This window comes from Haloferax namakaokahaiae (genome assembly GCF_042663225.1).
GTDB lineage: Archaea > Halobacteriota > Halobacteria > Halobacteriales > Haloferacaceae > Haloferax > Haloferax namakaokahaiae.
This window is the reverse complement of record NZ_JBHTAA010000005.1, coordinates 379969-397973: the sequence shown is the minus strand read 5'-3', so window position 1 is coordinate 397973 and position 18005 is coordinate 379969. Positions and strand designations below refer to the sequence as shown.

The 18005-nt window shown below is 62.8% G+C and carries 21 protein-coding genes; 8 read left to right on the top strand and 13 right to left on the bottom strand.

The window, feature by feature from the left end:
* The first annotated feature begins 62 nt into the window (after positions 1-62).
* Genes ACFQJC_RS09490 through ACFQJC_RS09480 form a run of 3 tightly spaced genes read left to right on the top strand, consistent with a single transcriptional unit; the run spans position 63 to position 4088 of the window.
* Positions 63-1247 carry an MFS transporter gene (locus ACFQJC_RS09490; protein WP_390223086.1) on the top strand — a complete coding sequence of 395 codons (1185 nt, stop codon included), beginning with the start codon at positions 63-65 and terminating at the stop codon, positions 1245-1247.
* Between the two features lie 42 nt (positions 1248-1289).
* Positions 1290-1676, top strand: a complete 387-nt coding sequence (locus tag ACFQJC_RS09485; RefSeq protein ID WP_390223085.1) for an ArsR/SmtB family transcription factor — start codon at positions 1290-1292, stop codon at positions 1674-1676.
* A 57-nt stretch (positions 1677-1733) separates the two neighbouring features.
* Entirely contained in the window at positions 1734-4088 is a 2355-nt protein-coding gene (locus tag ACFQJC_RS09480) for an ATP-dependent DNA helicase (protein WP_390223084.1), read from the top strand.
* Between the two features lie 8 nt (positions 4089-4096).
* Here the strand turns inward: ACFQJC_RS09480 and ACFQJC_RS09475 are convergent, their stop codons facing one another.
* Together ACFQJC_RS09475 and ACFQJC_RS09470 are read right to left on the bottom strand one after the other, a co-directional pair.
* The gene (locus ACFQJC_RS09475) at positions 4097-4270 is read right to left on the bottom strand and encodes a hypothetical protein (protein WP_390223083.1); all 174 of its coding nucleotides are present in this window, start codon (positions 4268-4270) and stop codon (positions 4097-4099) included.
* Between the two features lie 61 nt (positions 4271-4331).
* The gene (locus ACFQJC_RS09470; RefSeq protein WP_390223082.1) at positions 4332-4523 is read right to left on the bottom strand and encodes a DUF7576 family protein; all 192 of its coding nucleotides are present in this window, start codon (positions 4521-4523) and stop codon (positions 4332-4334) included.
* 219 nt (positions 4524-4742) lie between these two features.
* Here ACFQJC_RS09470 and ACFQJC_RS09465 point away from each other — a divergent pair, with 219 nt between their 5' ends.
* On the top strand, positions 4743-4958 hold the full coding sequence (locus ACFQJC_RS09465; RefSeq protein ID WP_390223081.1) for a DUF7511 domain-containing protein: 216 nt from the start codon (positions 4743-4745) through the stop codon (positions 4956-4958).
* Between the two features lie 13 nt (positions 4959-4971).
* On the opposite strand, the gene ACFQJC_RS09460 is transcribed toward ACFQJC_RS09465, so the two are convergent.
* Positions 4972-6714 carry a DNA mismatch repair protein gene (locus ACFQJC_RS09460; RefSeq protein WP_390223080.1) on the bottom strand — a complete coding sequence of 581 codons (1743 nt, stop codon included), beginning with the start codon at positions 6712-6714 and terminating at the stop codon, positions 4972-4974.
* A gap of 98 nt (positions 6715-6812) precedes the next feature.
* Positions 6813-7136, bottom strand: a complete 324-nt coding sequence (locus ACFQJC_RS09455; RefSeq protein ID WP_390223079.1) for a UPF0058 family protein — start codon at positions 7134-7136, stop codon at positions 6813-6815.
* A gap of 386 nt (positions 7137-7522) precedes the next feature.
* On the opposite strand from ACFQJC_RS09455, the gene ACFQJC_RS09450 reads away from it, so the two are divergent.
* Entirely contained in the window at positions 7523-9151 is a 1629-nt protein-coding gene (locus ACFQJC_RS09450) for a sensor histidine kinase (protein ID WP_390223078.1), read from the top strand.
* Between the two features lie 145 nt (positions 9152-9296).
* A complete protein-coding gene (locus ACFQJC_RS09445; protein WP_390223077.1) occupies positions 9297-11042 on the top strand; it encodes a bacterio-opsin activator domain-containing protein in 1746 nt (581 codons plus the stop codon).
* Between the two features lies 1 nt (position 11043).
* Here ACFQJC_RS09445 and ACFQJC_RS09440 read toward each other — a convergent pair whose 3' ends face one another.
* From ACFQJC_RS09440 to ACFQJC_RS09405, 8 genes are all read right to left on the bottom strand, one after another.
* A complete protein-coding gene (locus tag ACFQJC_RS09440) occupies positions 11044-11430 on the bottom strand; it encodes a response regulator transcription factor (protein ID WP_390223076.1) in 387 nt (128 codons plus the stop codon).
* 56 nt (positions 11431-11486) lie between these two features.
* Positions 11487-11693 (bottom strand): DUF7835 family putative zinc beta-ribbon protein, encoded by a 207-nt coding sequence (locus tag ACFQJC_RS09435; RefSeq protein ID WP_390223075.1) that lies wholly within the window; start codon positions 11691-11693, stop codon positions 11487-11489.
* A 118-nt stretch (positions 11694-11811) separates the two neighbouring features.
* Positions 11812-12192 carry a helix-turn-helix domain-containing protein gene (locus ACFQJC_RS09430; RefSeq protein ID WP_390225578.1) on the bottom strand — a complete coding sequence of 127 codons (381 nt, stop codon included), beginning with the start codon at positions 12190-12192 and terminating at the stop codon, positions 11812-11814.
* 143 nt (positions 12193-12335) lie between these two features.
* Positions 12336-13367, bottom strand: a complete 1032-nt coding sequence (locus ACFQJC_RS09425; protein ID WP_390223074.1) for a sulfite exporter TauE/SafE family protein — start codon at positions 13365-13367, stop codon at positions 12336-12338.
* Between the two features lie 2 nt (positions 13368-13369).
* On the bottom strand, positions 13370-13519 hold the full coding sequence (locus tag ACFQJC_RS09420; protein WP_390223073.1) for a DUF7512 family protein: 150 nt from the start codon (positions 13517-13519) through the stop codon (positions 13370-13372).
* 443 nt (positions 13520-13962) lie between these two features.
* Positions 13963-14424, bottom strand: a complete 462-nt coding sequence (locus ACFQJC_RS09415; RefSeq protein ID WP_390223072.1) for a YeeE/YedE family protein — start codon at positions 14422-14424, stop codon at positions 13963-13965.
* Entirely contained in the window at positions 14421-14912 is a 492-nt protein-coding gene (locus ACFQJC_RS09410; RefSeq protein ID WP_390223071.1) for a YeeE/YedE family protein, read from the bottom strand. The genes ACFQJC_RS09415 and ACFQJC_RS09410 overlap by 4 nt, the downstream gene beginning before the upstream one ends.
* Entirely contained in the window at positions 14913-16100 is a 1188-nt protein-coding gene (locus ACFQJC_RS09405) for an MBL fold metallo-hydrolase (RefSeq protein WP_390223070.1), read from the bottom strand.
* A 270-nt stretch (positions 16101-16370) separates the two neighbouring features.
* Between ACFQJC_RS09405 and ACFQJC_RS09400 the strand changes: the two genes are divergently transcribed.
* On the top strand, positions 16371-16622 hold the full coding sequence (locus ACFQJC_RS09400) for a sulfurtransferase TusA family protein (RefSeq protein WP_390223069.1): 252 nt from the start codon (positions 16371-16373) through the stop codon (positions 16620-16622).
* Positions 16619-17200 carry a DsrE/DsrF/DrsH-like family protein gene (locus ACFQJC_RS09395; protein ID WP_390223068.1) on the top strand — a complete coding sequence of 194 codons (582 nt, stop codon included), beginning with the start codon at positions 16619-16621 and terminating at the stop codon, positions 17198-17200. Before ACFQJC_RS09400 ends, ACFQJC_RS09395 begins: the two co-directional genes overlap by 4 nt.
* Here ACFQJC_RS09395 and ACFQJC_RS09390 read toward each other — a convergent pair whose 3' ends face one another.
* Positions 17201-18004 (bottom strand): N-acyl homoserine lactonase family protein, encoded by an 804-nt coding sequence (locus ACFQJC_RS09390; RefSeq protein WP_390223067.1) that lies wholly within the window; start codon positions 18002-18004, stop codon positions 17201-17203.
* Position 18005: the final 1 nt, after the last annotated feature.

Genomic DNA, 18005 nt, shown 5'->3' with positions numbered 1-18005 from the left:
TAACACATGTGGTTGCCCGACCGTTTCACAACACTTGATTCCCTCCCGGCCAATTCGGAGTCGTGACACGCCGCCTCTTCGGTACCCTCTGCGGTCTCGTCTTCCTCGTCAACTTCGGTCGGGTCGCGTTCCCACCGCTAGTCGAAACGCTCCAAACGCAGTTCGGCGTCGGTCCGGCGACCATCGGTATCGTCACCTCGCTCATCTGGATTGGGACGGCGATTCCCCGAATTCCCGTCGGCTACCTCCTCACTCGCGTGCCGCGCCATCGCGTCGTGCTGGCGACCGGAGCGTTGCTCGTCGTCGCCTCGGCGTTCACCGCGAGCGCGACGACGATTCCGATGCTCCAAGTCGGCGCGTTCGCAATCGGCGTCTCCTCGGGTGGGTACTTCGTCTCGGCAGTTCCGCTCGTCGGTGAACTCTTCCCAGAGCGCGTCGGTCGGATGGTCGGCATCCACGGCGCGGCGAGCCAGCTCGCGGCCGTGCTCGCGGCCCCAATCGTCGTCCTCATCCTCGCCAGCTACTCGTGGCGAGCGACGTTCTGGGCGCTCTCGGTGGCGGCCGCGGTGATTACCGTCGCCCTCTATCTCGTCTCCCGCGACGGGAGCATGGGCGATGCGAGCGGGTCGGACACTGACTTCCTCGCCGCGCTCGGTCACTGGAAAATCATCCTCACGGGCATCCTCCTCATCGCCCCCGCGGGATTCGTCTGGCAGGGACTGTTCAACTTCCTCGTCTCCTATATGACCCAGGCGAAGGACTTCTCGCCGGCGACGGCGGGGACGATGCTCACAATCGTCTTCGCGGCGGGCGTGCCAGCGTTCTCGCTTTCGGGGCAACTCGCCGACCGACTGCCGCACGTCCCCTACATCTTCGGGTTGCTCGTCGCCTTCGCCGGGTCGCTCATCCTCCTCACGATGGCGCAGGGCTTTCTCGCAGTCGCCGTCGTGATTGCCATCATCGGCTACGTCATCCACAGTCTCTTTCCCGCGCTCGATACGTTCATGCTCTCGTCGCTGCCGAGCGAGTCCAGAGCCAGCGCCTACGCGGTGTTCAGCGGATTGGCGCTCTTCTTGGAGGCCAACGGGAGTGGCGCAGTCGGCTTTCTCACGGAGGCCAGCGTCGGCTTCGACGTCGTCTTCCGGACGCTCGCAGTCGGTCTCGTGGCCGTCATCGGCGTTCTCGCCGTCCTCTACACCGGAAATCGGCTTCCCGGAGTGACGCGCGGCGAGTCGTCGAGCGTGTGACGGCCCGAAACTGTTTACTCTACTGACCTATTTTTCGGTGGTATGTCCGGGCTGCTTCCGTCCGAGGGAAACGTGAACGTCGGTGGTGATGGGACCCCCCGGGTCCTCTGGCTCGACGACGACGAGACGGAGCAACTCATCTCCAGCCTCGCTACCGAAACCGCCCGGGAGATACTCTCCTGTCTCCACGAGTCGCCCTCCACGGCAACCGAAATCGGCGAGGCAGTCGAAACCTCTGTGCAGAACGTCCGGCACCACCTCGGGAACCTCATCGAAGCCGACCTCGTGGTCGTCGCCGGAACCCGCTACTCCGAGAAGGGTCGTGAGATGAAAGTCTACGCGCCCGCGAGCGCGCCGTTCGTCGTCTGCGTCGGCGGCGATGGCGACCGCGAGGGCTTCGCCGAGGCAATCGAGTCGTTTCTCGAATAGCGCGGTCGTCGGTCCGAAGGTTCAAATAGCAACTCGCGGCCACTCACCGACACCCCTATGGCCGTCGCAACTGGACCTGAGACCGTGACTTGGCAGGAGGTATTCGGCCACGCCGAGCCGTATCCCGAGCAGGCGGACGGAATCGAAACCGCGCTCTCGACCGCGCGAGACGGCGGCTTCACCGTCATCGAAGGTGCCTGTGGGACTGGCAAGACGATGCTCGCGCTCACCGCGGGCATCGAACTCGTGCGCGACCCCGACTCCGACTACGAGCGCGTGTTCGTCCTCACGAGCGTCAAACAGCAACTTCGCCAGTTCGAGGCCGACCTCCGCACCATCAACGAGAACCTCCCCGACGAGTGGAAATCGGTCTCCGGACTCACGCTCGTCGGCAAGGCCGACGTGTGTCCCTACAGCAGAGAAACCTGCGGCGGTATCGACGAATCGACCGTCTACGACCGCTGTGACGGGCTTCGAGACCGAACCCGTGGTCTCGTCGGCGACGGCGGCATGACGAGCGCCGAAGCCCTCGCAAAAGACGCCCGCGAGCAACAGACCGGACTCCTCGATACGGGCGCGACGCAGACGCAACCGTCCTACCTCGAAACCGCGGGCGAACCGACTCCCTATCCGAAGTCGATGCCCGACTACGAGGACGTGGAGTACTGCCCGTTCTACGCCAACTACCTCGCCGACCTGCCCGAGGACGGCGACCCCATCGAGGCCGTCCCGTTCGACTTCGACGACATGGGCCTGATTACGACGAACGACCTCGTCGGCCTCTCGGCCGGGATGGGGTCCTGTCCTCACTCGGTGATGGGCGCGCTCCTCTCGCACGTCGAGGTCGTCATCGGAAACTACTACCACGCGTTCGACCCGACGACCGTCGGCACGTTCACCGGCGCGCTCGTGGACGACTCGACCTACGTCATCTGCGACGAGGCGCACATGCTCGAACCCCGCGTCCGCGACCTCGTTTCGGTCGGCGTCGGCGACAAGACGCTCCGCGACGCCGAGAGCGAGTTGACGCGAGTCATTCAGCCAGTCGAGTTCGAGGACGCGGGCAAGACCACCGCCGACGCCGAAGTCGTCAAAGCCGAGTTGAGCGACGCCGACGTGACGCTCCGCGAGTTGAAAGAGACGCGCGAATTCGTCCGCGACCTCAGAGAGGAACTCGACCGGCGCGTGACGGCACACCTCGACGGCGAGAACCGACACTGGCGGAGCAACCTCACCGAACTCTCGGACGCCGAGATTCCGCTCCGCGACCCCGAAGAACCCAGCGTGGACGAACTCACCGAGTGGGCCGAGAGCGAGGGCTACGACGACGGCACGTGGGTCCGCGCCGAGGCGACCGGGTCCATCGTCGGCCGCATCCTCAACTCGGTCGAAGAGGAGGACAAGCGCCGCGCCGCGCCCGCCGCGGGCCGCGCCCTCGCCACGTGGGCCTACGCCGACCACGAGTCCTACTTCCGCGCTATCGACCTCGAACGGACGTGGAACGAGATGGAACCCGCCGAGTCGTGGCGACGCGCCTACAACGCCCAACTCTCGGTTCACAACTGCCTGCCCGGCGACGCCATCGCCGAGCGCATGGGCGACTTCGGCGGCGGCGTGCTGATGAGCGCGACGCTCGAACCCCTCGACGTGTTTCGGAGCGTCGCCGGACTCGACGCGCTCGAAGCAGACGGCCGCCCGGTCGCAGAGCGGACGTTCGGACTCGGTTTCCCCGAGGAGAACCGCGAGAGCTTCGCCGTAGACGTTCCCAAATACACCCACCAGAATCGCGGTGCACCGGGCGAAGAGAACAGCACGCGATTGGCCTACACCGACGCGACTGCCGAAGTCTGTACGCGCTCGCCGGGCAACGTCCTCGTCGGGATGCCGAACTACGCCGAAGCCGAGTGGATGGCGGGCGTCCTGAGCGAGCGAATCGACAAGCCCGTCCTCCTCGACGAAGCGTCCGACGACGGCGTGACCGAGGATTTGAAACACGAGTTCTTCGGCGGCGAGTCGAAAGTGCTCGTCACGAGTCTCCGCGGGACGCTCACCGAGGGTGTCGATTACCGCGGCGACCGACTCTCGGCGGCCGTCGTTTGCGGCGTCCCGCTCATCAACACCGCATCACCCCGGACGCGCGCCGTGAAGACGGCGTACGACAAGGAGTTCGGAGATGGATTCGAGACGGCGCTGACGGTTCCGGCGGTGAGAAAAGCCCGACAGGCAATCGGGCGCGTGATTCGCGGAACGGACGAAGTCGGCGTCCGCGTCTTCGTGGATGCCCGCTACGCCCGCGAGTCGTGGGACGGCGTTCGGCAGTACTTCCCCGACCACGAGCGCGAGGAGTTCCAGCCAGTGAGTTCCGACATGCTCGGGTTCGGGTTGGAGCGGTTCTGGTCGTCGGTGGAGTGAGGCCGCGCTCAGCGGTCGAAGTAGACTTCTCTCCGATAGTAGCGATATGCGAGCACGGCGAGAATCACCAGTGCGAGGAGCGAGAGGTAGGGCTTCGAAAACGCGAACAGCACGACGAAAAAGAGTAGCAAGAGCGCGCCACCGACGACGAAGTTCGCTTCGAGATAGTCGCCGAAATCCATACAGAGTGTTCGGCGTTCTCGGGGTAAGGTGTTACTGGTTTGACGGCTCTACCACGGATGTCTATCGCTCGTCGTCCCACGCCGCCCGGCAATCGTCGTCACAGAAGTGTCGATGCTGGAGTGACCCTTCGTCATCTATCCACGTGACGACTCTGTGCGTCGGCGAACTCACGATTGGGTCACCGCAGACGTCGCACTTCGGGGCGTCCTCGGGGTCGATGTTCTCCTCTAAATCAGACGTTGGGTCCACCATTAACAAGCAGATGGCGGTGCTGAGCACTTGAACCCGTCCCCGGCGGCAGAAGTCGCCCCGTTGCGCGTTCGGCCGCGTCGCTCGTGGAGACAACTCTCAAGAATCGTTCCGGTTCTGTATCTACGAGACGTGGGGGTAATATAGTCTGTGTAATGGCAACACCTACCACACTTAGTGAAGGTTATGTAATCACCATCGCCTTAGTGTAGATGACGGCGTATGTCAGAACTGCCCGCGTCACGTGATTTGGCCGCTGGAAGCCCGGACCGTACCGAACTGGTCGAGGAATGTTTGCTACACAGTGTCGTCGTCACCTATCGAGAGGGTGCCGACCAGGTGACGGTGTATCCGCGACGGGACAGTTGTTGCGACCAGATGGAGGCGTGGTTGACTGCGAACGCCGAAGTGTTCGTCACACTCGACGAGATGCGGTAACCCGGAAATCTACTTATTGCGACGCTCGCACGTCAGAGAGCGTCTGCTGGATGGCTTGTTCTCCGACTGCGGCCGCGAGTGCTTCGAACCCCGCGCGCTCTGCTCGGTCGCTGGCGTTCGCCACCAACCGCGAGACGATGAACTCCGGCGTGGACTTGCCGACGGTACCGAACCGCGGTTGGTAATCGACGCGCAGTGCCAGGTCCTCGGTCAGCCCTTCGGCGAAGATGCCGTCGATACGCGCCTCGGGTGGGAGCGGACTCAGTTCGTCCGCGAGGTGGGTGACGTACACGCCGAAGGCGTCGCGGTCCACGGTGAGGTTCACGAGTCCGTTGAGCAGGTCGGCCGCGCGCCCCGGTTCGGTGATGGCCTCGAACTCGTCTACCAGCATGAGCGTCCGACCCGCCCCCGACAGCGGCGGGACGATGGACTTCAACGTCGATTCGAGCACGCCCGCGTTGAAACTGGCGTGGCGACGGTGGAACACGATGGAGTCGAATCGGCCGACTTTGGCCGACTCGGCGGGGACCGGAAGCCCCATCGACGCGAGCACGGCGACCTGCGAGAGCGTTTCGAGGAGCGTGGTCTTCCCACCGCTGTTCGCCCCGGTGAGCACCGAGACGCGGTCACCGGAGGGGAGTTCTGGTCCAACTACGCAGTCGAGTGCGTGCTCGCCGACGGCGTAGGAGATTGGCTGTGGGTCGTCGATGAACAGGTTACGCGCGCCACAGACCGCGATTCCGGTCTCTTCGATTTCGGGGGGCGTGAGGTCGTATTCGACGGCGAACCGAGCGAGCGAGAGCGAGAGGGCGGCCTCTTCGACCGTCTCGACGGCGAGGTCGATGTCGTCGCGGGCGGCCCAGATTCGGTCGCGGAGTTCCTCGGCGACGACTTCCTCGCGCTCGTCAACGTCGTCTCGCAGGTCGGCGACGAGGTTTCTGAGCGAACTGCTGATGAAGTCGGTCGCGTCACGCGCGTCCTCCGCGGCCGCCGACTCGACTTCGCCCGCCGAGAGGTCCGTCTCGTGGGAGACGTACTCGACGAAGGCGGCGCGGAAGTCGTCGAGCGAGCGAACGCCGCGCTGTTGAATCGTATCGAGCACGTCGAACGCGTTCGATTCGAGGCGTTCCGCGCTCCGGAGTCGCCGTCGATAGCTATCGAGTCGGTCGTCGGCACCGTCCTCGACCGACCCGTCTTTCGCCACGTAGCCGAGCGCGCCGAGGGAGTCGCGGAGTGCGTCTGCGTCGGCGTCGGCGAGCGAGTCGAACGGTTCGTCGTCGAGACCTGCGTGGACGAGTTCTAACGCCGCGTTGACGGCGGCACGCTCGGTCTCACCGGCCTCGTCGTAGGCCTCGAAGGCGTCGATGACCGTCGCTTGCGCGTCGCTATCGAGTCTCCGCCACGCCTCGCTGGCGGCGAGGACGCGGTCGAGTCGTTCGCGCCGCTCGTCGAGCGCCGACAGGGGCGTCAACACGCGAATCCGGTCGGCGGCGTGTTCCGTGAGTGCGGATTCGCTCGCCAGCGAGAGCAGGTCGTCGTAGACGTTTCTCGCGTCGCGCGTCGCCAGCGTGTCGATACCCGCCTTGCCGTTGGCACGTCTGAGAATCCGAACCGCCCGACCCCGCGAGATTCCGGCGCGGACGAGCGCGCGAACGTCCGCGGACTCGATCGCCTCGACGGCCTGCTGGGTCCCCAGCGTCGATTCGAGCCGCTCGGAGGTCTTCGGCCCGACACCCCAGTAGTCCTCAAGTCGCATACTGGTGTGTCACACGGGGGTCCCTTAGCTACTCTCACTTTCGAGAACCGGAACGGTGCCGTCGCTCGTCGCCGTCGGGCACCGGGCGAAAAAAATGTCTAATTCGACGGAACGCGCTCGTGCGTGTTCGGGCCGTCCGAGTCGCTGCTATCGTCCGAGTCAGGAGGCGACGCGAGGAGGTGCTGGCCGGGTACCCTGGCCGTGTCGTGACCGCGGTCACGGACCGCACAGACTGCGAGCGCCGTCGTGAGCGTCCTGACGGCGACTTCGTGGTCGGCGCGACAGGCGCGAAGTGCCATCGGACCGATTCCGAGTCGGTTGTACGCCGCGAGGTCTGCTGGTGTCGCCACGCCTCGGTCGATGAAGTCGTTTGCAATCTCCACGAGAAGCGTGTGCAGGTGGATGAGTTCGTTCTTCTTCATGGAATGCACGTAAGTGCTTAACAGGCGTAAATAGCGCGGTGAACGCTGTTTTTCGCTTTAGTCAGTGTTGGCTAGAAATGAATGTATATCCAACTATCACGTGATGGAAACCCGTCGCTCGGGAGATTGTATCAAAGGGAGTTGGGGTTTGGGCAGGGACACGCCGTCGCACGACGGAAGGGGGGCGTCGCAGTTCGATGGCGTGCGGGCGCGACGAGTGACCCGGTCGGTCACTGTGGCCATCTATTGAGAGGGAGCGTAGCATTCTAAGCATTCACCCTATGTGGTTAGGGAAGTGGGACATCGGGAAACGCACAAGTTCACTGGGTGCGCGAGTGCAGGTATGCAGCCAGCCGCGCGCGTCGGGAAGGTGACGATACACGACGATGAGTAACGGAAACCGTGGGACCGGCCTCGACGAGGCGACGACCGCCGAGTTGGAGCGCAGCGTATCGCTGCTGACCGCCGTGACCGACGCGATGGCGACGGCGTCGTCCGCGCCCGACACCGAATCGACGACTGCCGACGACGTTTGCGACGCACTCGTCGCTAGCGACGTCTTCGACTGTGCGTGGATTGGGCGCATCGACGAGTCGAACGAGATAACGCCGTTCGCGTGGGCCGGCGTCGAGACGGTCGAAACCGACCCCGTCCTCGCAATCACCACCAGCGAAGAGACGAGCGGTGATAGCCCACTCGCCAGTGCACTCCGGGCGAACGAGGTTTTCACGAAGTCGGCCGACGAGTCCACGAAACTCGTCGTCCCGCTCCACCGCGACGACTCGGTCGTCGGCGTTCTCGTCGCGGACGTCGGCGGGAAACTGGACGTCGGTGACCCGCTTTCCACCGCGCTGTCGAATCTGGCTGACGTGATTGCGGCGAGCATCGGTTCTGACGATTCGGCGGCCCAGAAACGCGATTCGACGACCCACGAACGCGATTCGAAGACCCACGAACGTGACGAGACGACCGCACGACGCCAACTACGCGCAATCTTCGAGAGTTCGTTCGAGTTCCTCTGTCTGCTCGAACCCGACGGGACGGTGCTCCGCGTCAACGACGCTGCACTCCAGTTCGGCGACCACGAGCGCGACGAGATTATCGGCCAATCCGTCTGGGAGACGCCGTGGTGGCACGGCCACGAGTCGCGGAAATCGGACCTCAAAGAAGCAATCTCTCGGGCGGCACGCGGCGAGTTCGTCCGCTACGTGGTGGAGTTCGAGACGGGAGGCGACGAAGACGCGACGATAGTCGATTTCTCGCTCTCGCCGGTGTTCGACGACGACGGCGAGGTGATTCTCTTGGTCTCGGAGGGCCACGACATCACCGCCCAGCGCGAGCGCGCACAGGACCTCCAGCGCGAGCGCGAGCGCCTCGAATTCATGAACCGAATCCTCCGCCACAACCTCCTCAACGGTCTCAACGTGGTTGGAGCGCGAGCGGACATCCTTCGAGACTTCGTCGCCGAGGACGGCGAACCTCACCTCGAAACGATTCAACACCGCGTCGAAGAGATGACAGAACTCGTCGGGACGATGCGGACGTTCATGAAGGCAATCGTCGAAGGCGAGACACAGGAGTTCGACTCGCGTTCGCTGCGCGAGTCGGTCGAGTCGTGCGTCGAGCGCGTCGAAGCCGAGTCGCCGAACGTCAGCGTCTCGCTGGGCGGCATTCCCCCGATTTCGGTCCGCGCCGACGAGTTGCTGGACGAAGTGGTCGAAAACCTGCTGAAGAACGCGATTCAGCACAACGACAAACCGGTCCCCGAAGTCAGCGTCGAGGCCGCCGCGGGCGACGAGACGGTCGAGTTGTGGATTTCGGACAACGGTCCCGGCGTCCCGGACGAACAGAAGCGAAAAATCGTCGAAAAGAGCATCGAAGAACTCTCGAATCCGGGCAGCGGCTTCGGTCTCTTTCTCGTTCGAGAAATCGTCGAGAGCTACGGCGGCGGAATTCGTATCGACGACAACGACCCCGAAGGCGCGACGTTCGTCGTCGAACTGCCGCGGACCTGAATCGGCCATTTAATCGCAGGACTGGAGTACTCCACAGTGGTGACACGGTCGTCACATCCACGCGACCTCGGGGGGCGTGTCTCTCCGGTCGGTTCGTAGGATAACCAGATATATATCGGTTCCACGTTACACTGTGTTAGATACGATGGAGACCGAACGCTCGGCACGAGAGACGCCCCCCCAGCGGGCCGCCGAGCCATTCGTTCTCGTCGTCGATGACGACGAGGACCTCGCCGACACCTGTCAGTACTGGCTCGACCGGGGGCGGTACACCGTCGAAACCGCCTACGGTGGTGCCGAGGCGCTCTCTCAACTCGGTGACCACGTGGACGTGGTCTTACTCGACCGCCGGATGCCGAGCGTCTCCGGCGACGACGTGCTCGAAGCGATTCGGGAACGAGACCTCGATTGTCGTGTCGCCATGATGACCGCCGTCGAACCCGACACGGACATCGTCGAGATGCCGTTCGACGCCTATCTCGTCAAACCGGTGAGCGAGTCGCAGGTGACAGAGACCGTCGAAGAACTCCTCGTCAGAGCGGGATTCGAACGCGAGGTACGAGACTACTTCGCGCTCGAATCGACCCACGAAGCCCTCGAAAACCGTGCGGCCGAGGAACTCCGCGACCCCGGAGTACTCGACGAACTGCAGGAACAACTCGACGCCGCCCGCTCGGAACACGAGGCGGCTATCGAACTCCGCGAGCGGCAACTCGACCGATTAGGGAAGGTCAACGACCTGCTTCGAACGGTCGATAAAGGGCTGGTCGATGCGCACACCCGCGACGAAATCGAACAGACGGTGTGCGAGGCAGTCGCCGACGCACACCTCGGCGTGTGCATCGCTCGTCGGACGGCCGCTTCGGGCGGACTTCGGTGTACCGCCGCCGCGGGCGTCGAACACGAGCCGACGGATATCGACTTCTCGACGCTCACCGACTCGCTCGACCTGCACGAACTCGACGACATCCGCGTCTTCGACCCGGTTCCTGACGCGCATCGAGACGAGGTGTTCAACGGACAGGCGAAGACGGTCGAACTCGTGGCGCTTTGCGTCCCAATCGCGTACCAAGAGACCATCTACGGGGCGCTGTTCGTCTACGACGAGCGCGACCACTTCGACGAGGACCACGTCGCAGTGTTCACCGAACTCGGCGAGACCATCGGGAACGGTATCAACGCGGCCGAGAGCAAGCGCCTGCTCAACGGCGACAGCGTCGTCGAACTGGAGTTCACACTCGGTGGCGACTCGGGGACGCTCGCGGAGGTGAGCGAGTACGTCGGTTGCTCGCTCTCGCTCGACGGTGTCGCGCAAGTCGGCGAACGCGCGACCTGTTTCGTCACGGTTCGAGGCGCACCCATCGAAGACATCGTCGAGACGGCCGAAGACCACGAAGGGATAACGTCGGTTCGCGTCGTCACCGAAGGCGACGAGGAAGCGGTCGTCGAACTTCGGTTGACCGAGGAGTCGATACTGGTGACGGCGATGCATTACGGGGCGAGCATCGAGGCGTTCGAACTCTCGAACGGAACCGGAACGTTCGTCGTCCACGTCGCACCCGATGCCGACCACGGCGCAATCGTCGAGGGTCTCTCGGGACCGTTCTCGGACGCGACGGTCGTCGCAAAGCGCGAGGTCGAGCGCCGGACGAAATCTGCGGAGTCGTTCCGGCGCGACTTGGACGACAAACTCACGTCGCGGCAAGGTGCGGTTCTCGAAACTGCGTTCGTCTCTGGCTACTTCGACTGGCCGCGCGGAAGTACCGCAGAAGAGGTCGCAGACGCGCTCGGAATCTCGCCGCCGACGTTACACGAACACCTTCGGACGGCGGAGCGAAAGCTCATCGAGACGTACTATAGCGACCGAGAGCCAGCCGTCAGAGACGACTAGCTCAGTCGAGTACCAGTCCGGAAGTTTCAGCAGCGTACTCGGAGACTGCCGCGAAGAGTGCGTCTTTGTCCACCGGTTTGGTGAGAATCTCATCTGCAGGAATGCCAGACAGGTCCTCGTGATGAGTCGCGGTCAGCATGACGACACGGACCGACTCGGATTGCCGACGCAGTTCCGAGAGCACGCTCGTTCCCGAGAGTCCGGGAAGGTTCTGGTCCAGAAAAACCAAGTCCACTTCTTCGTCGAACGACTGGAGCGCCTCGCGGCCGGAGTAGGCGACTCGAACGTGAACCCGTCGTTCGAGCCACAGCGCGAGACTGTCGGCGAGGGCGGTGTCGTCATCGACGAGGAGGACTGTGGGAGCCTCTGATGGTAGTGAGCGAGTCATCGGGATGAGTGATGGCGCATCTGGAGGGCGTCTGTCGTCGGCGCGTTCGTCGGAAATTATGCGTCGTTCATTCGCTGAGCACGGTCCACGCCGCACCGCGTACATCGGGAGACGCGGTACGGTTCGCGCGAGAACTGCGCGTTCTCACGCTTTCTGCTCTCGGTTCGAATCTCGATCGAAACCTCGTGTGGCGTGTGGGCGTCGCACGTTGGACACTCTTCAACGAACTCTGTCTGCGGGGGGCTGCTTCTACTCTTCGACATGGTACAGTCGCAGCAGTAGGTACGAATTGGTTACGGTTGAATAACGACCCTAATCAGTTTGGTTGGGGTGACACTCAATCGCACAGACGGGTTCGTTGACAGTCCGAAGAAAAAGGAATTACTCGACAGCGATGACTTTTTCGTCGTACTTGTCCCGGAACTCGTGGATGAGCGTTCCCATCTTGGCGTACCAGTCGTTGAGCATGCGCTGCATGTCGTCTGCGACTTGGTTCGGGTCGGTCGGCCGATAGACGTGGTAGTAGCCGCCGTGTTCGTAGTTGACCTGTTCTTTCTGAATGAGTCCGGATTGCAGGAGTCGTTGGATAGAGCGGTAGGCGGTCGAGCGCTCGCGCTCAACGGCATCGGCAATCGAATCGACAGTGAGCGGTTCGTCGGCATCGACGAGGATTTGGAAGCACTGTCGGTCGAGGTTCTTGAGACCGTGGAGGCACTCAAGAAGCCCCTCACATTCCATGTCGGACTGGAGGTAGTCTGCCATCGACGTTGGCATTTCACAGCGAGGTACGTGTTCGGTCATGAAAAGGGTTTGTATGTTTTGTGCAACACCGATCCAACCGCGAAGTCGCACCCGGACACCCTCGTCAGAGTGGGCGTCGAGTTTCGGGGGGAGTCGATGTGAGGTTAGTCCGCGGTGGAGGAGGCGGTCGATTCGCGTGCGCGAATCTCCTTGACGGCGCTGTAGAGCACCGCACCGGAGACCATCAGCGCGGAGCCGAGGATGAGCGCCATGCTGACGTAGTCGAGGACGCCCACGCCGATGTAGTTGCCAATCTGCCGGACGGCGACGGCGAGCGCGCCGAGCAGCAGCATCAGGCCGAAGTAAATCTTGATTTCGTCCTCGTTGACGATGGCGGTCGCCGCGGACCCGACGCGAGCGCCGAGTGCGGACCCGGCCAACAGCGGCGCGACGATAGAGAGGTCAACGCCGCCGGATTGGGCGTAGAGGAACGACCCGATACCGCCCGAGAACATAATCTCGAACAGGTCGGTTCCGACCGCAATCGGCACGGGAACGCCGATGAGGTAGAACAGCGCGGGCATGCGGATGAAGCCGCCGCCGACGCCGAGGAACCCCGAGAGCAACCCAGTCGCAAACGCGACCAGCAGAATCATCCAGAGCGACACCTGCACGCCGCCGCGGAGGGTGAGCATCGGCGGGAGCGAGTAGCGCTGAATCTTCTTGGCGAGTTCTGGGATGTCGTCCGCGTCGATGTCGGCGTCGGCATCGTGGTCGATACCGCCGCCACTGTCACCTTTCAGTGCCTCGCGCGTGACGAACAGACCGATACCACCGAGCAGCAGCACGTAGGTGACGCTGATGATGTTGCCCGCGAGTCCGAGAGATTCGAGGTGGAGGACGATTTCTTTCCCGACTTCGAGACCGATGGTGGTCCCGACAATCATCGAGACGCCGAGTTTGTAATCGACTTGCCCGAGGTCACGGTGTTTGAGTGTCGCAATGACTGAGGTCCCGAAGACGAACGCGAGACCGGACCCGACGGCGACACGGGAGGGATAGCCCATCACGAGCAACGCGGGCGTCACGAGGAACGACCCGCCCATGCCGAAGAACCCGAACAGCACCCCGATGAGCACCCCGAACGCGACGAAGAGGGCCAAGAGACCGGCCGAGATGCCGAAAATCTCCATCATGGTTACTCGTCACCGATGAGATTGTGGATAGTCGGTGAGAGAGCGCGAGTCAACGCACCGTAGCCCACGTACAGCAGCATCGCCTCGACGAGGACGAGACCGACGAGAGCGACCGCCTGCGTGCTCCCGGTGAGCGTTTCGATGCCAAACATCTTACCAGCACCCCACGGGGCGCAAATATGGTATTGTGTGAATCATACTTTTCTGCTCACTCCTGCCTAATCGGAGCGAGGACATAATGCTTTTGGGAATAGCTTGCAATACTATCACTGTGTTGGTTATGAATAAGTTATAGATTGGGCAAGAAAATACGGTCGAAATATTCGAAATCAGGCATCTGGGAACCATTTGAACATTTATGGCCGCTATCTATGACGAAATAGCCGTTCGAGTGTTTTGCAAAATTATACACAGCCGTGCCCAACAGCGTCGGCGAGATGGGTCACTCACGAGCGTGTGACGACAGAATCGTGGTCGAAGAGGTGGTGAGACGACCCAGCAGTCGCTCAGGCAGTTTGAGACCGACGACAATACAGCGAGCGCTCTCGCTTCACGTCGCAGGTCCGAGGAGGAGAGTGCAGGCCGGTTCGTCGAGTCAGTCGGCGGACGTTCCAACTGGGGGAGCATCAGCGCGCCACGCGCGCCACAGTCCTTGGAGGTACGCACCGACGAACATGCCGCCGATAGCGATGAGAATCGGGTAGTTGCCGATACCGATGCTCGCGTAGGCGGCACCGGGGCAGATGCCAGACAGCCCCCAGCCAGCGCCGAAGATAGTGCCGCCGACGAGGACGTTCTTGTCGAACGATTTCAGCCGGCGGCCGTAGTTGCGGCCGGTGAGCGGCGCACGACCCCCCGAGCGTTCGGCGAGGGCGAAGACGGTGCCCGTGACGACGGCGGCTCCGCCCATGACGAAGAGCAGGCCGAAGTCGTCGAACTGGAGGAAGTCGAGGACGACTTCCGGGCGCGCCATGTTGCTCAGCGCGAGACCGAACCCGAAGATGAGTCCGCCCGCGACGACCACCAGCGTGAAACCGAGTCCGCGTTCGTCGCTCATGGCGAGACCCCCAGTGCGACGAGCAACTGCGCGACGCCGATGGCGACGAGCATGAACGTCGCAACGTTGACGATGGAGGTCGGCGACCGAGAGCCAACACCGCACACCCCGTGACCGGACGTACAGCCCTTTCCGATGCGGGTGCCGATGCCGACGAGGACGCCGCCGACGGCGAAGCGCCACGGTTGGACCTGCGAGACCCACCAGCCGTCACCGAGCGTGACGGTGTAGATGGCGGCCCCCGCGATCATACTCAACGTGAAGAGGACGCGCCAATCCCTCGACGCGACGTACTTCGCCTTGTTGAATCGGGGGACCGACGAGACGTACGAGAGCGTCGATTCGAGGAACGTGCTCGCGCCGGCGATGATGCCCGTCCCGAGGTAAATGACGGCCGTCCCGAGGCCAATGAGTAATCCGCCGAGCGCGTAGTGCGCAACTCCGTTGGGAAAGAGACTCTCGACGAGGAGCGGTGTCGGGTCCATCATCTAGTTCGTGAGTGCGTCGTTGCTCGCCGCGCAGTTGTTCGGGCCGAGTTCGAGTTCGAACGCCTCGTCGTCCGAGGGCGACTGAAGTCCGAGGTTTGATTCGATGAGGTCGGTGTAGTTCGCCGGACGAGGCGGCATGTCCGAGAGGATGAACTCGGTGAATTCGTCGCGGTCCATGTGGAGTGCCTGCATTGTATCGCGGAGATAACCCAGCGTGGCGGTATAGCTACCGTCTTCAGCAGGGGTTGCCGCGTTACTGAAGTGCGCGGGTGCGACGATGGAGTCGTCGTCGTGCGTGAGGATGCGCTCTTGGAGTGTCTCGTAGAGCAGTCCCGCGGCGTCTTCCGCACCCTCGTCGCCGTCTTCGAGGTCGGGTCGGGCGACCGATTCGATGAACAGGCCGTCGCCAGTGAACAGCACGTCGTCCACCTTGTAGGTCGTCATGCCCGACGTGTGGCCCGGCGTGTGGATAGCATCGATTTCCGTCTCGCCGACCGTGAGCGTCTCGCCATCGGCAATCGTCTCGTAGTCCACCTCGTAGTCCACGCCGCGTTCCGCTGCGGCCTCGGGGATGACGCCCGTGGCGCCGTGGTCCGAGACGAGGTTCCGAACGCCGCTGATGTGGTCCGCGTGGATGTGGGTGTCGATAGCGTACTTCAGCTCCGCGCCGAGCGCCTTCGCGTCCGCGACGTACTCGTCGGCGAAGTGGCGAAGGGGGTCCACGACAGCGGCCTCGTCGCCATCGACGATGAGGTACGCGAGACACCCGCTGGAGGGGCGCTGGTACTGCGCGACGAGTGCGTGGCCCGCGGTTTCGAGTTCGGTGTACTCGTAGATGGCCGCCCAACCGTTCATGCCGCGTTCGAGCGCGACAACGTCGTATCCCTCTTCGATGAGTCGTCCAGCGACGTACTCGGAGGAGGTCCCTTTCGCACAGAGCGTCACGAACTCCTCGTCTTCGGGGAGGTCGGTGAACACGGAGTCGTCGAGGTCGTCGTCGAGGAACTCGAAGTACGGCACGTTGACGTACGTGAGGTTCTCGCCCTCGATTCGCCACTCCTCGAAGTCGGCCGGCATCCGCGTGTCCAGAATCGTCAGTTCTTCGCCCGAGTCGATGCGCGCTTTGAGCGTCTCGGGGTCGATGACGGGCACTTCGACACTGAGTTCCGGAAGGTCGGGAACAGTCATGTGTGTATTCCACATTATTGTGCGGCTCAACTTAAATATTCGGATAGCAGTTCCCGTCCGATACAATACTGATTCGCTCTTCGGTCACAGATGGGTGCAGGCGTGCTGGCGATTGTGAGTCTCATTCGTCGAAAATAGTACGCTATCGCGCGTTTAACGTACGTTTTCGTCCCCCATACTCGGTATTGCACGCTCTTCCCAAGAACCGACACACTTTTACGAACGACAACAATATTGTGCTTTACACCCAACACAGGTGAGCATCATAACATGAGTGAGTACGAACCTACCACGACCCTCGATGTAAAAGGACTGTCCTGCCCAATGCCCGTCGTCAAGACGCGCGGCGCGGTCGATGACCTCGCCGGCGGCGAGATTCTGAAAGTCGTCTCGACCGACTCCGGCAGTATGAGCGACCTCAAGGGCTGGGCCGACGCGACCGACGGCGTCGCACTGCTCGACCAGGAAGAAGGCGAGGACGGTGGCGACTCGATTTACGTCCACTTCGTCCAGAAGGAATGAGTTCGAACACCGATTCAGTGGCCGACGTGTCGGACGCTTCCGTCGAGGAGCTTCGTGCACAGGTCGAAGCCCTCCAACGAGAGGTCGCCGACCTCCGCGAGGCGACGGACGAAGACGGACAGAAGTCGATGACCATCATCGCAACGAAAGGGACGCTCGATATGGCCTACCCGCCGCTCATCCTCGCCAGCACGGCCGCGGCGTTCGGCTGGGACGTCGTCGTCTTCCACACGTTCTGGGGCCTCGACATCCTCCACGAGGAGAAGTCGAAGAACCTCAAACTCAGCGCCGTCGGCAACCCGAACATGCCGATGCCCAACGCGCTCGCCGCGCTGCCGGGCATGGACGCGATGGCGACGCGCATGATGGAGAAGAAAATCGCCGACAACGGAACGGCGACGATTCAGGAACTCATCGACACCTCTCTCGATATGGGCGTGGACCTCCAGGCCTGCCAGATGACCATCGAGCTGATGGGCTACGACGAAGACGACTTCTTCGACGGCGTGACCACTGGCGTCGGTGCCGCGACGGCCCTCCAGCACATGGGCGAGGCCGACGTGCAGTTGATGATTTAACTAGGCGTTCCACCCCTTCCCGAACGACCGGAAGCGTTCGAGGTCGTGTCCGAACAACACGTCCGCACCCGTCTGCCGTTCGAGTTCCTTGACTTTCTGGAGGCTGTCGAACCACGCCCGTTCGCTCCACAAGAGTCCCGGCCCGAGCGGAATCTCCTCGATATAATTTCCTTCGACGTAGCACTCGTCGCCAGCGATGAGCACGTCTCCGTCCGGCGTTTCGATGTGCGCACCGAGCACGCCGGGGGTGTGCCCCGGCAAGTGGACGAGGCGAACACCCGGTTCCAGCGTGTAGGAATCCCCGTGGACGATATTCCAGTTCAGGTCGTGGTCGAAGTCCGAGGCCAGATACGCAATCGACCCCTCCGTCGTCTTCGCCGAGTAGTAGGCGAACTTGAGTTCTTCCTCGTGGACGTAGATTGGCACGTCGGTGTCTGCGAACTCGACGAGACCGCCGGCGTGGTCGAGGTGGAGGTGACTCATCACCACGGCGTCGATGTCGGAGAGCGAATAGCCCGCCGCGTCGAGGTCGGCTTCGAGCGTGTGCTCGGCGGCATCGACGTGGGCGAACGCCTCGAACAGCGGTGCGGGCCAGTAGCCGTCTCCAGCGCGCGGATTCGACCCCGTGTCCCACAGAATCGTCCGCTCGGGCGTATCGATGACCGCGTTCCAGACGACGAATTCGGCCATCTCGTGGTCGGGGTTCGGATTCGAAGCGCTCGCCATCGAGTAGCCGTCGATGACGTAGCCCATGTCGGCGTGGACGCGTCCTCTATCGATGAGTCTCACACTCGTGTCTGCCATA

Bases quoted from the DNA above. Each gene is read 5' to 3' on its own strand.
- ACFQJC_RS09485 (WP_390223085.1), top strand. From the start codon at position 1,290: ATGTCCGGGCTGCTTCCGTCCGAGGGAAACGTGAACGTCGGTGGTGAT.
- ACFQJC_RS09480 (WP_390223084.1), top strand. From the start codon at position 1,734: ATGGCCGTCGCAACTGGACCTGAGACCGTGACTTGGCAGGAGGTATTC.
- ACFQJC_RS09475 (WP_390223083.1), bottom strand. From the start codon at position 4,270: ATGGATTTCGGCGACTATCTCGAAGCGAACTTCGTCGTCGGTGGCGCG.
- ACFQJC_RS09470 (WP_390223082.1), bottom strand. From the start codon at position 4,523: ATGGTGGACCCAACGTCTGATTTAGAGGAGAACATCGACCCCGAGGAC.
- ACFQJC_RS09465 (WP_390223081.1), top strand. From the start codon at position 4,743: ATGTCAGAACTGCCCGCGTCACGTGATTTGGCCGCTGGAAGCCCGGAC.
- ACFQJC_RS09460 (WP_390223080.1), bottom strand. From the start codon at position 6,714: ATGCGACTTGAGGACTACTGGGGTGTCGGGCCGAAGACCTCCGAGCGG.
- ACFQJC_RS09455 (WP_390223079.1), bottom strand. From the start codon at position 7,136: ATGAAGAAGAACGAACTCATCCACCTGCACACGCTTCTCGTGGAGATT.
- ACFQJC_RS09450 (WP_390223078.1), top strand. From the start codon at position 7,523: ATGAGTAACGGAAACCGTGGGACCGGCCTCGACGAGGCGACGACCGCC.
- ACFQJC_RS09445 (WP_390223077.1), top strand. From the start codon at position 9,297: ATGGAGACCGAACGCTCGGCACGAGAGACGCCCCCCCAGCGGGCCGCC.
- ACFQJC_RS09440 (WP_390223076.1), bottom strand. From the start codon at position 11,430: ATGACTCGCTCACTACCATCAGAGGCTCCCACAGTCCTCCTCGTCGAT.
- ACFQJC_RS09435 (WP_390223075.1), bottom strand. From the start codon at position 11,693: ATGTCGAAGAGTAGAAGCAGCCCCCCGCAGACAGAGTTCGTTGAAGAG.
- ACFQJC_RS09430 (WP_390225578.1), bottom strand. From the start codon at position 12,192: ATGGCAGACTACCTCCAGTCCGACATGGAATGTGAGGGGCTTCTTGAG.
- ACFQJC_RS09425 (WP_390223074.1), bottom strand. From the start codon at position 13,367: ATGATGGAGATTTTCGGCATCTCGGCCGGTCTCTTGGCCCTCTTCGTC.
- ACFQJC_RS09420 (WP_390223073.1), bottom strand. From the start codon at position 13,519: ATGTTTGGCATCGAAACGCTCACCGGGAGCACGCAGGCGGTCGCTCTC.
- ACFQJC_RS09415 (WP_390223072.1), bottom strand. From the start codon at position 14,424: ATGAGCGACGAACGCGGACTCGGTTTCACGCTGGTGGTCGTCGCGGGC.
- ACFQJC_RS09410 (WP_390223071.1), bottom strand. From the start codon at position 14,912: ATGATGGACCCGACACCGCTCCTCGTCGAGAGTCTCTTTCCCAACGGA.
- ACFQJC_RS09405 (WP_390223070.1), bottom strand. From the start codon at position 16,100: ATGACTGTTCCCGACCTTCCGGAACTCAGTGTCGAAGTGCCCGTCATC.
- ACFQJC_RS09400 (WP_390223069.1), top strand. From the start codon at position 16,371: ATGAGTGAGTACGAACCTACCACGACCCTCGATGTAAAAGGACTGTCC.
- ACFQJC_RS09395 (WP_390223068.1), top strand. From the start codon at position 16,619: ATGAGTTCGAACACCGATTCAGTGGCCGACGTGTCGGACGCTTCCGTC.
- ACFQJC_RS09390 (WP_390223067.1), bottom strand. From the start codon at position 18,004: ATGGCAGACACGAGTGTGAGACTCATCGATAGAGGACGCGTCCACGCC.